Source organism: Hymenobacter terricola, assembly GCF_017921975.2.
GTDB lineage: Bacteria > Bacteroidota > Bacteroidia > Cytophagales > Hymenobacteraceae > Hymenobacter > Hymenobacter terricola.
Genome location: NZ_JAGEMO020000136.1, coordinates 1 through 10,136, shown reverse-complemented (window position 1 = coordinate 10,136; position 10,136 = coordinate 1). Strand labels below are relative to the sequence as shown.

Below are 10,136 nucleotides of genomic sequence, written 5' to 3'. Positions count from 1 at the left end.
TTGCTTGAACCACCGGTTGCTTAAAAGGCGGGCGTCCCGTGCAGAAGCGTTTGCTAGCCGTTCGCGAACGGTTCGCGAACGGCTAGCAAACGCTTCTGCACGATACGCCCGCCTTTTAAGCAACCGGTGGTTCAAGCAATGGAGCATACTTCTGCTTTACATTTAGCGTTTCGCCAGCACTAGCATACCAAACAGTGCCTCTGCCCACGCGCTATGCCCCAGTCCTTGCTGCTCCTCGCCCTGTGGTCCGTGACGGGAACGGCCGTCGCCCAATCCGGCTGCGGGCCGCCCGAGGTGCGGGTCTGGCGCAACAACGAGCCCGTGCCCCGGGGCGGGGCCCCCTTCGCGCGGCTGGTGCGCGTGGGCGTGAGTCCCGGCCCGGGGTGCCCGACCGGCGTCACCTACCGGTTCACGGAAGCCGAAGTGACGCCCTTCCGGTACGGGCGGCCCCTCACGCCCACCAAGCGCGTACGACAATCCACGAGCAACCTGGGCGAAATAGGCCAGTATGTCCAGCCGGGCGACCGCATCCACGTAGTCATCCCGTACGACAAGCTGGTCGTGGTGGCCGCCGATGGAAAGCAAACGCCGTACGCGCGGCCGACAGGAGGAACCGACGAGGCCCAGGGCATCAGTTTCGACTGGATGCTGGTCAAGCCCTAACCCGGGAGTGCTGCCTGCAGCAGGCAGGGTTTACGAAAACGGTGGCAAGGTAGACGCGCTCCGTTCAGTCGAAGGAGAGTACTACCTTGGCGGAAAACACTACGATGATTAAGCTAGCCCGAATGCATCCCGACGAGGGCACTTGTTTTTACCCGTGGATTGCCGACCCCGAAGTCATTCAGTATTCGCTGTCCGCGTTCCAAGCGATGAAGACGCCGGCGCAGATTGACGACTGGTTCGCGGCGACCTTACGGGAGGAGAAAAGCCTCAACCTCGGCATCTACCTGCAGGAGACGAACGCCCTGATTGGCTACGCGGGCCTCTCCAACCTGTCGGCCACCAACCGGTCGGGCGAGTACTTCATCCTGATTGGGGATAAAGCCTGCTGGGGGAAGGGGGTGGGCACGGCGGTGACGCAACAGGTGCTCGCCTTGGGCTTTACTGAACACCGGCTCAACCGGATTATGCTCACGGTTTCTGAATTGAATCCGGGCGGCGTGAAGGCGTACACCAACGCCGGTTTTGTGGTCGAAGGTCGCCTTCGAGCGGCCTGCTGTCGCGACGGCTTGTTCCACGATAAAATTGTGATGTCGGTCCTCAAAGAGGAATGGCAGCCAAGTGAGGTCTAGTGGTCTACCAAAACGGCGAATCTAGCGGAAGGGACTTTAGAGGAAGCAGCACCCCATCACTGCTTGGCCCAGGTCTTCGGGCTGGACGTGCTGCTCACAACCATCACGGGCCAACGCACCCCGCAGCACGGCCAGGGCAAGCTCCGCGCCCAAGCCAACAAAAACCCGTCCACCCCCGAGCGGTCGGGGCGTGAAAGGGCCGACGCCCGGGGGTGGAGCGTTCGCCCTCGGCCGGCACGCGGTGTAAAACCGCCCCGTTCCCCGGCGCCAGCCGCAACTCCTGCCCCGCACCCTTACCTTTGCGCATGAAACTATCCGAAAAAGGGCCCCTGCTGCCCCCGCCCGTGCTTGCCGGCCCCGGCCAACACACCGCCGAAACCGTGCAGTCCTGGCCCGGCGTCGTGGCCGCCACCCACTGGGACTTGTTTAACCGCACCCGCGTCGACGGGGCCGATTTCTACGTCGGCGACGCCGAGCTGGGCCACATTCACTTAAATGGGGACGTGCACCTGCCCACCGCGCCCGCCCTGGGCCTGGCGCTGCTGGCCCAGGGCCTGGCCCGCCCGTTTCCCTACGGCGGGGAGCCCGGCGAGTGGGTCACGTTTCCGATCCGCACCGCCGCCGACGCGGCCCACGCCACTTGGTTGTTTCGCCTCAACTACGACTGCCTGCACGGCATCCCACTGGCCGAGCTGACCCAGCGCCTGCGGGACCGCGACGCGCTTTCGCCCACCACCTAAGTCCCCCGCCAGGCCCGTCGTCCCCGGCGCCACCGGCCAGGTAGGGGCGCCCTCCGCGGCCCCCTGATGCGCACCGTGCCCGCCTGCCAGGGGGTGGCCGGCGTGCGCGACCCCGCGCAGGCGCTCGGGCGCTTTTGCCCCGCCCGAGCGCCTGCGCACGGCCTTTGCCGGCGCCGACCAGGTCCTGTTTCCTGCCGGTCGTCCCGGCACGGCGACTTCGCAGGCGTGGACCCGGCACGCGAAACGCTGTTGGGCCGGCCCCTGCACACGATGCGCGACGTCATGACGGTCTTTCTGCCGCCCACCGACGGGCAGGAGCAAGGAGTTGGCGCACGGACCAAGTAGGGCCCAGCGCCGGACGCCTCTTTTCAAAACACCTTCCCCCATTCGGAAAAAGCAGCACTTCCCAAAAAGGTATGGCTATCCAATTTTCGTCTACTTTAACGGTCCCAAGGTAAACGCGCGCCGTTTGGGGAAAGGAGCGTTCTAATTGGTGTTTGGCACCCCGCTAGAATAGGTCTCGCTGGCGGCGGCTTGTTTGGTATTCCCGGTGCTGGAGCAATTCGGCTACTTCCGCTGTAAAAACCCGCTTAGGCCCGCCGAACCGATAGGAGAAACGGGTGCTGTCTTCCCAGGCCGCCCACTGCACCGAGAAGACGGGGCCGGTGTCCACGAAGCAGGTGCGGCGAAAGATTTCCTGCTTGTGCTTGTCGTACAGCACTTCGGCGACTTCGTACTGCTCGAAGTCCACGTGGTGGAACAGCGCAAAGTAGTGGGCCCGGTCGGGAGAGCGAAAGAGCCGGCCACGGAAGTTCCACTCCACGCGCAAGCCACAGTCGAGGCAGCCCTGGTACGCGCGGTCAAAGCGTTCGGTGGACCAGCCTTCTTGGTGGGCCAAACGCAGCATCGAGGCTTGGATAAATTCGAGCAGGTATCGCTTGCGCTCGAGCGGAGGTTCGAGCTGGGCAAATGCCTGAAAATCGAACAGGGTATAGAAGGTGATGAACCGGCCTTGCCGCAAGACAGTCCCGACCTCTGAGGCCAGATTCGTCAGAAAGAGGTTGATGCTATGGTACCCGGCAAACGATTCGCCCTTCAAAAACGAGGAATACCGCATGTCGATAGCCCCTGTATGCAGGTACTTGGTTGGCATCACCGCCTTTCGACTGACGTAAAGGCCCAATCGGTTAAATGGCATAATTGAGGTTTACGAAAACGGTGGCAAGGTAAACGCGCTGTGTTCAGTCGAAGGAGGGATGCTGTACGCCCCTATCTTGCGTCCCCAGGGGATTGCCGCAGCCACCAGGGGTGGCGCCCAGCTGTTGCCCGCCACCCCTCCGCTGCTACGCCCATGAATCGGTTCCTTCTTTTCCTTTCGTGGGTATGTATCGGTTTTCCCTGTTCGGCGCAGCCGGGTCCCCAAACGGTCCTCGGCCGCACGGACAGCCTGCGGTCCACCATCCTGAACGAAACCCGCACCTTTTACGTCCACGTGCCCGCCGGGGCGGTGGGCACGGGTGCCGCGGCCAAACGCTACCCGGTGGTGTACCTGTTCGACGGCGACGCCCAGTTCGCGGCGGCGACGAGCATGGTTCAGTACCTGAGCACCAACTACAATGCCCTTTGTCCGGAAATGATTGTGGTCGGGATTCTTCACCCGGACCGCCGAAAGGATTTGACCCCCACGCATGTGGCCGCCGACCCGCCGTATTGGCCCGTCGGCGCCAGCCGCACGAGTGGGGGGGGCGAAGCCTTCATCGCGTTCCTCGAACGGGAATTGCTGCCCTACATCGACCAGCACTACCCGACCCAACCCCACAAAACGCTCATTGGCCATTCGCTGGGGGGACTAGCCGTGATGCAAATCTTCGTGCACCACACCCGCTTGTTTAATGCGTACGTCTGCATTGACCCCAGCGTGTGGTGGGACAATCAAATCGTATTAAAAGAAACCAAAAGGGCGTTGGAAACCCGACGGTTTGCCGGTACATCGCTTTACCTGGGCATTGCCAACACGGCGGACGGGGGCATGAAGCCCCCGCAGGTGCTCACCGACACCACGGCGGCCACGCTGCACATGCGGAGCGCCTTGACGTTGCAACGCTACTTGGAGCAGCACCAGGTCGAAGCCGTGGCAACTCCCAGAGAACAACACCTTGACGTTGCAACGCTACTTGGAGCAGCACCCGCACAACGGGTTGCGCTACCGGGGCAAGTACTACCCGGACGACAGCCACATGTCGGTGCCCTTCATCGCCGAATACGACGCGCTGCGCTTTCTATTTGGCGCCAGCCCCAAGTAAGCGGCCGTCGTGATGCCCGATGGTCGTTCCCACCGGAGCTAAGCGCGGACAAGCCCCAATTCAGTTCAGCAAAACGGTCCCAATAGCAGCCACTATAGCAGATTGGCCAGCTTATCAGCAGTGGACTTCATTTCCACCTTTCGGAGGTTTTCCAGAATCTGGTGGGCGGTGCGGGGCGGATTTTTCAGCCGGGCGACGAGCAGCAAAAAGGCTTCCACGGCTTTTTCCGGGTTCAGGTCGACGAGGTTCGCCACGAAGGCATCCGGGTGCTGGGCTTCGACGTCGTACGGCTGGAGGGCCGCGGTCGGGAAGTCCTTCAAATTGGCCGTTACAATCACATCGGCTTGGCACCGAATAGCGGCCGCCAGCAAATGCCGGTCGTCCGCATCGGGCAACGTCAGGCCTTCGACCAAGGACTCAAAGTGCACCACGTCCGCGTCGGGAAAGGCCGCGCACATCGCGGCCCGGGTCTTCTCCAGTTGCTCGGGGCGCAGATCGGGCCGGTTGAGCAACAGGTTCCGGATCCATTCGGCGTGGATGAGGGCGGTCCACTTGGGCGTGTAGAGCTGCGCCGCGGCCAGGTGCAACAGCACGTCCCGGATGGGGGCGGGATAGAGCACGCAGGCGTCCAAGACGGCAACGAACCGGGCCGAATGAATCATTCGTAGCCCAGGTTAAGCGCTTGGGCTTGTTCGGCCAGGAAGTGCAGGTGCTGGGCCTGTTGGGCCGCGTGCTGGGCTTCGTAGGCCAGCAAGTCGGCCAGTTGAACCCGGCGGTGGCTCCCCACTTTTTTAAACGGCAGGGCGCCTTGTTCCAGGAGCTTGACCAAGTGGGGGCGCGAGACGTTGAGCAGGTCGGCCGCTTGCTGGGTGCTGAGTTCGGAATCGGAGGGAATCAGCGACAAGGCCTTGCCTTGGGCCATGCTGGCGAGGATAAACTCCAGCAGTTCCAACGCTTTGCGGGGGATGGCAATCGCCACTTCGCTTTCCTGCAGGCGAATGGTGACCGCCTCCGAGCGCTTTTTTTTGCTCGCTTGGGCGAAGTGCCTGAGCGAGGCACCCGCCACTTGTTGGTCCCGCAGGGAGGGTCTTTCTAGGATAGCTTCCATAGTGGAATCGATTAGCGTGTACAAAGCTAAACGAAATAAACGAAACAAAGATTTCCAAAACTATCGAGTTAGCGAAAGAGGCCGCGAAGAAAAGAGCGAAAGGTAAACGAGGCTTGTTCAGAAAAAGGAGGGTTATTATTTGATGCACCTTCTAAGCATCGTCGCGGGCATATTCTAGCACTCGGGTGGCAATATCCACCGGTCTCTTATGAGCGGCCACGCCGCCCTCAACCATTTCCTCGACCATGTACAGGGGCAGAAAATTGACCCAATGGGCTCCGTCTTTGTGGTAGTCCATCTGCTCGTCGGTTTCCTCCACGCCCAACAGAGCTACTTCCGCCTCTAAACTTGGTTCGCCGCGCATGTAGACTGACAAATGCTCGGAGGTAAAGGCTACCCCATGGTGGAGGAAAAAGGCGTCCCGGGGACCCGGTTCAGCCAATTGGTTGATAAGCTCAAGCAGATTCATAAGGAGGGGCAAACAGTTGAGTAAAGGTGGGTGTTGTTAAACAAATAGGGGAAAACCTCCGAGTCGGACGCGCAACTGCTTGCAATTTTCCGATAACAACTTGGTAAACAAAGTAATGCCGGACATATTGGCATGAGCTATAGCGTAAACGTTCGTTTTCGCTACCCTCCGTTGATTGTCTTAAGGAGCGTGTAAAACTATCATCCCTGACTACTCTTACGACGCATTTATGCCTCATCAGCAGCATTCAAGCTGCTTGGCACCCGAGTCGGAGGTTTTCCCCTATTTGTTTAATAACACCCAAAGGTATCTCGATAGGTTCAGCGAAAGGGTCCGAAGGTAAACGAGGCCCGTTCAGTTGAAGGAGCGAATGTCTGTGGTTCTCCCTGCCTACCTTGGCCTGCATGAGTTGGACCGTCGTACTGGAGGATGAACATAAAAACCCGATTGCTTCTCTAAGCAAAGAGTTTGAGACGGGGGTAAATCTGAACCAAGAAGCGTTTGGCCTGCTGCGCTATCTGGACTCCTACGGGGACACCACGTTCAATCGGCTCCAACAGCAGGATTTGCTTCGGGACTTAACTCTGTTGCTGACGATGGAACCCCACCCGCTAGGCGAGGAGCTCATCGCCATGGTAACCCGCAGCCAAAACGAAGTGCACACCTACCTGTGCTTTTACGGAGATTAGGTCCCTTTCCACGTTTAGCGAAACGGTCCGAAGCTAAACGCGCGCCGTTCAAAATAAGGAGCGTTACTTTGCTCGAATAAGCCTAGCATAAGCCACCTTCCGGCCAAGGGACGTCGTTTTCGACCTTGCTACCACGCATTTGGTGCCCTTTGCGGTTAAGGGCGACGCCTGCCGGTTTACCCGCGAGGGGAGCGTGGCCTTTGTGGCCGCGTGCTGCCCAGGTTACTGTTCGGGCGGCAAGTGAACGGCTTGGCCCAACCGGCGGATAAAACAGGCCCCCTCCTGGCGCATTTGCCGCAGCTCGCTAATGGTGTAACTAACCTCTTCCCCCGTGGCATCGGCGCGCAGCGTGAGCGTGCCCGCCTTGTTGGCAACGATGCGGCGAACCAGCACGGTTTTGCGATGCAAGATGAAGAAGTGTACGCCCGTGGCAAAGCGCAAGTCTTCGAGCACCGGGTGGAGCAGGTAACGCGATCCGTGCGGGTAGCGGGGCATCATGGCGTCGCCCTGTATTTCGACCACCGCGGCGCCCTCGTAGTCGACGCCCGGCAGGCGCAGCACGGGCACCCGGGCCAGAACGGTGTGGAGAACGTCGCGCATGGCCGGATCGACGAAGCTGACCAACGAAGGGTACGCCGACAATGGAAAAAAGGGCAGCAGCCGGTGCTCGTCTTCGGCCGTGCTGGGGTTGGGCGAGGCCTGCCAGATTTCCGCCAGGTCAAAGGACAGGGCCTGCGACAACTTCGCCATGGTGGTGGGCGAGGGCAACGACTCGCCCAGTTCGAACTGGGAAATCGCCGCGCGCGAAACCCCGATTTTCTCCCCCAGCGCCCCTTGGGTCAGCTCCAAAGCCTTGCGCAACGAAAAGATTTTTTCGCCTATTGGTGTTTTTTTTGGCATTATACCTTTTTTTATTATGATTTTTAAGTCAATTATCGGCTTTTTAGTCAAGTACTGAAACCGCAGCGTTTTACAAACCGTTTCGACGCCTACCTTTGACTTGTAAAGTCGGCATACGCATAACGAAAACAAATGTACGTAAAAATGAAGCAATGAAAGTAAACACGCAACAGTGTAGCTCGGATCTAAAGCGGCTTCTTCCCCGCGGAGCCCTGGCTCAAATTGGGACGGAACTCGGCTTGAGCCGCCAGGCAGTGGGGCTGGCATTAAAAGCCGGCAAACCCGGCCACCCCGCCGTGCAACGCGCCTTGGCAATGGCCCTGGAAAGCGGGGCCATCGCTGCGGCCGGGACCCTGTCGCGCCTCAGCGCAACGCCGTAACCCCGGCTTGTGCGCCGAAGCATGCGCAGCCTTCCAATTCCACCCCCTTCCACTTCCTCCATGTTTTTTCCCATTCGCCAACACGTGGGGCGCCTTGCCGGCCTCACCCGCGTCCAGCGGGACTTGCTCATCGCAGCGATCTCGCTCGCCGAGCACGGCGACCGGGGCTACTGCTATGCCTCCAACGACTTCCTCGCCGCGCAGGTCGCGGCCTCGCCCCGCACCGTCAGCCGCCGGCTGGCCGAGCTCGCCGCCCTGAACTTGCTGGAGATTGACGGGCGGACCCACAGCCGGCGCATCGTGGCCAGCCCCGCCTTGCGGCCCTGTTACGCCAGCGATACCAAAGCAGCCTGCCTGGCGGCAACGGTTGTCTTGGGTCAGCAGTTGTCTAGCGCCAAAATGGCGCGAAACACCCCCCCGGCCGTTCGGGACAACGCGGGCGCTATTCGCGCCATTCCGGACCCGGAATTCGCGCCAATTCGGGTCGAAATTCAGGACAAACCGGGTCGCGTGCATAAGGAGATCCACAAGGAACAGAAATTAGAAGAAAAAAAAGAAACAGCGGCGCTGCGCATGGAATTGGCGAAGGCCAAAAAAAAAATCGCGGCCCTCGAACAGTTGCTTGCCCAGGCCCCGGGCCCCGCTCCAACGGCGCCGTCTCCGGCTACGCACACCGGGGGGGCGCCGCGGCCGGGCCCCGAACCCGCGGCCGCCCGCCCCTCCGGCCGCGGTGCCACCGCCCGGCCCGATGGGGTGGTGCCGTTCTCCTCGGCGCTTTTTCTCGAGGGCTGGGACCGGTACCGCCGGTACCGAACGGAACAGCGCCTGCCCCCTTTCCTGGGCGGCCAGCAAGAACAAGCGGCGCTGCAGGCGTTGGCGCTGCTGGCCAACAACGACGAATCCATTGCCCTTCAACTCATCGCGCAAACCATCCGCAAAGGGTGGAAAGACTTTTACCCCCTCGACTCTACCCGTCATGACCCCTACCTCCTCCGCCCCCACCGCCCTGTCGCAGCTGATGTCCGCCTACGCCACGCCCTCGGCAATCCAAGCTTTGCCGGCGATGCCGCTTAGGTTCGACTTGCCCGAACCGCAAGATTTCCACCCCAACCCGGAGCGCGAGTGGCCCCTGACCACCGCCGAGAAGGCCCAGGTGCGTCGGTTAGTCCAAGAAGCGGGGTTGCCGCCCGAGGAGGAAATTTTGGAACTGCGCCGCGCGCGCCGGGACAAGTACTACCGGGCCCAATGCGCGTGGTACCGTTGGGAAACCTCCCGGGAACCCCAGCCTCGGGACTTCACGTTTGAAGAGGCAGAGCAGTGGTTCTTTGCCGAAGCCCGGCACTACCTGGGCACCGCGTTCGTCGTGGACGACGCGAACCGGCGCGTCGTGCGCTTGCTGTGCCTGTATGTTGCCAACGACCCGCGCTTTGAGACCGAAGGCGGCGGCTCCCTGCAAAAAGGGCTGTTGCTGCGGGGCGGTGTCGGCTGCGGCAAAACCACCTTGCTGCACATTCTCGCCCGCAATCCGCGTTTCCCTTTTGGGGTAACGCCGTGCCGCGAGTTGGTGCAGGCCTACGCCGAACCGGGCGCCCCGGGACAACCGGCGGGGGGCATGGACGCGTTGCGGCCCTTCGCCAAACTCCACAAGCTCTCGCGGGGCAACGGCGCCCGCTACAACCACCGGGCCCACCGCGGCCTGGCCCTGGACGACATCGGCACCGAAAACGAGCGGGCCCGGCACTACGGCAGCCCACTCAACGTGGTAGAGCACGTGATTTGCTCGCGCCACGACGCGGTAATGGCCGGCAGCATGCCCGCGGACGCCACCCACGGCACCACCAACGTGCCCTATGCGGACTATCCCGGACCGGATGGTTCCCTCCTGCCCGGCTTGGGCACGCTCTATGGCAGCCGGTGCCGTTCCCGGATGCGGCAGTTGTTCAACCTGATCGATTTTCCGCAGGGCGCGCCAGATCGGCGGGTCTAGTAGCCCCCCGTTAAACGCTTCCGGCCTGCTTCAGATCCACTATTGGCCGCTCGTCATTTACCTCATTTTGCGCAAAAGCAACGTCTGAGAAGCAGCCTTATCCTATGTTCACCTGCCCGCCGTAATTTGGGTTAACGAGAAGGAAAAGGAAGGAATAAGATTCTCGTCTTATGGGGCTTCGAGCCCGTTTAACATGACAATCCCCTCCCTTTTCTAGGGCCACTTTGGACAGTTCCATGAGGCGCCAGAGCCTGTATCAGGATAGCGA

The 10,136-nt window shown here is 61.1% G+C and carries 12 protein-coding genes; 7 read left to right on the top strand and 5 right to left on the bottom strand.

All coding sequences use genetic code 11. The features are described 5' to 3' along the window. The first annotated feature begins 213 nt into the window (after positions 1 to 213). The 3 genes from J4G38_RS26970 to J4G38_RS26960 all read left to right on the top strand — a co-directional run bounded on the left by J4G38_RS26970 (position 214) and on the right by J4G38_RS26960 (position 2,032). Positions 214 to 663: a hypothetical protein gene (locus J4G38_RS26970; RefSeq protein WP_210522067.1), complete on the top strand. Its 450-nt coding sequence runs from the start codon at positions 214 to 216 to the stop codon at positions 661 to 663. A 122-nt stretch (positions 664 to 785) separates the two neighbouring features. Continuing rightward, a complete protein-coding gene (locus J4G38_RS26965) occupies positions 786 to 1,292 on the top strand; it encodes a GNAT family N-acetyltransferase (protein ID WP_210522068.1) in 507 nt (168 codons plus the stop codon). A gap of 305 nt (positions 1,293 to 1,597) precedes the next feature. Then, a complete protein-coding gene (locus tag J4G38_RS26960; protein ID WP_210522069.1) occupies positions 1,598 to 2,032 on the top strand; it encodes a luciferase domain-containing protein in 435 nt (144 codons plus the stop codon). Between the two features lie 508 nt (positions 2,033 to 2,540). Here J4G38_RS26960 and J4G38_RS26955 read toward each other — a convergent pair. Then, the gene (locus J4G38_RS26955; RefSeq protein WP_210522070.1) at positions 2,541 to 3,230 is read right to left on the bottom strand and encodes a hypothetical protein; all 690 of its coding nucleotides are present in this window, start codon (positions 3,228 to 3,230) and stop codon (positions 2,541 to 2,543) included. Positions 3,231 to 3,383: 153 nt separating this feature from the next. On the opposite strand from J4G38_RS26955, the gene J4G38_RS26950 reads away from it, so the two are divergent. Further along, positions 3,384 to 4,421, top strand: coding sequence for an alpha/beta hydrolase (locus J4G38_RS26950; RefSeq protein WP_210522071.1), 1,038 nt, complete (start codon positions 3,384 to 3,386; stop codon positions 4,419 to 4,421). A gap of 6 nt (positions 4,422 to 4,427) precedes the next feature. Here the strand turns inward: J4G38_RS26950 and J4G38_RS26945 are convergent, their stop codons facing one another. From J4G38_RS26945 to J4G38_RS26935, 3 genes are all read right to left on the bottom strand, one after another. Further along, entirely contained in the window at positions 4,428 to 4,997 is a 570-nt protein-coding gene (locus J4G38_RS26945) for a PIN domain-containing protein (protein ID WP_210522072.1), read from the bottom strand. Then, a complete protein-coding gene (locus tag J4G38_RS26940; protein WP_226163952.1) occupies positions 4,994 to 5,443 on the bottom strand; it encodes an excisionase family DNA-binding protein in 450 nt (149 codons plus the stop codon). Before J4G38_RS26940 ends, J4G38_RS26945 begins: the two co-directional genes overlap by 4 nt. A 151-nt stretch (positions 5,444 to 5,594) precedes the next feature. Continuing rightward, a complete protein-coding gene (locus J4G38_RS26935; protein ID WP_210522073.1) occupies positions 5,595 to 5,912 on the bottom strand; it encodes a hypothetical protein in 318 nt (105 codons plus the stop codon). A gap of 404 nt (positions 5,913 to 6,316) precedes the next feature. On the opposite strand from J4G38_RS26935, the gene J4G38_RS26930 reads away from it, so the two are divergent. Next, on the top strand, positions 6,317 to 6,601 hold the full coding sequence (locus J4G38_RS26930; RefSeq protein WP_210522074.1) for a hypothetical protein: 285 nt from the start codon (positions 6,317 to 6,319) through the stop codon (positions 6,599 to 6,601). 222 nt (positions 6,602 to 6,823) lie between these two features. Here J4G38_RS26930 and J4G38_RS26925 read toward each other — a convergent pair whose 3' ends face one another. Beyond that, positions 6,824 to 7,552: a helix-turn-helix domain-containing protein gene (locus J4G38_RS26925; protein WP_226163949.1), complete on the bottom strand. Its 729-nt coding sequence runs from the start codon at positions 7,550 to 7,552 to the stop codon at positions 6,824 to 6,826. 389 nt (positions 7,553 to 7,941) lie between these two features. Between J4G38_RS26925 and J4G38_RS26920 the strand changes: the two genes are divergently transcribed. Further along, positions 7,942 to 8,955, top strand: coding sequence for a helix-turn-helix domain-containing protein (locus J4G38_RS26920; protein ID WP_210522077.1), 1,014 nt, complete (start codon positions 7,942 to 7,944; stop codon positions 8,953 to 8,955). Beyond that, positions 8,900 to 9,868, top strand: coding sequence for an ATP-binding protein (locus J4G38_RS26915; RefSeq protein ID WP_210522078.1), 969 nt, complete (start codon positions 8,900 to 8,902; stop codon positions 9,866 to 9,868). The genes J4G38_RS26920 and J4G38_RS26915 overlap by 56 nt, the downstream gene beginning before the upstream one ends. The last annotated feature ends 268 nt before the right edge of the window (positions 9,869 to 10,136 follow it).

Excerpts from the sequence above, each read along its gene's own strand:
- J4G38_RS26930 (WP_210522074.1), top strand. The coding sequence starts at position 6,317 with ATGAGTTGGACCGTCGTACTGGAGGATGAACATAAAAACCCGATTGCT.
- J4G38_RS26965 (WP_210522068.1), top strand. The coding sequence starts at position 786 with ATGCATCCCGACGAGGGCACTTGTTTTTACCCGTGGATTGCCGACCCC.
- J4G38_RS26955 (WP_210522070.1), bottom strand. The coding sequence starts at position 3,230 with ATGCCATTTAACCGATTGGGCCTTTACGTCAGTCGAAAGGCGGTGATG.
- J4G38_RS26960 (WP_210522069.1), top strand. The coding sequence starts at position 1,598 with ATGAAACTATCCGAAAAAGGGCCCCTGCTGCCCCCGCCCGTGCTTGCC.
- J4G38_RS26915 (WP_210522078.1), top strand. The coding sequence starts at position 8,900 with ATGTCCGCCTACGCCACGCCCTCGGCAATCCAAGCTTTGCCGGCGATG.
- J4G38_RS26950 (WP_210522071.1), top strand. The coding sequence starts at position 3,384 with ATGAATCGGTTCCTTCTTTTCCTTTCGTGGGTATGTATCGGTTTTCCC.
- J4G38_RS26945 (WP_210522072.1), bottom strand. The coding sequence starts at position 4,997 with ATGATTCATTCGGCCCGGTTCGTTGCCGTCTTGGACGCCTGCGTGCTC.
- J4G38_RS26920 (WP_210522077.1), top strand. The coding sequence starts at position 7,942 with ATGTTTTTTCCCATTCGCCAACACGTGGGGCGCCTTGCCGGCCTCACC.
- J4G38_RS26970 (WP_210522067.1), top strand. The coding sequence starts at position 214 with ATGCCCCAGTCCTTGCTGCTCCTCGCCCTGTGGTCCGTGACGGGAACG.
- J4G38_RS26935 (WP_210522073.1), bottom strand. The coding sequence starts at position 5,912 with ATGAATCTGCTTGAGCTTATCAACCAATTGGCTGAACCGGGTCCCCGG.
- J4G38_RS26940 (WP_226163952.1), bottom strand. The coding sequence starts at position 5,443 with ATGGAAGCTATCCTAGAAAGACCCTCCCTGCGGGACCAACAAGTGGCG.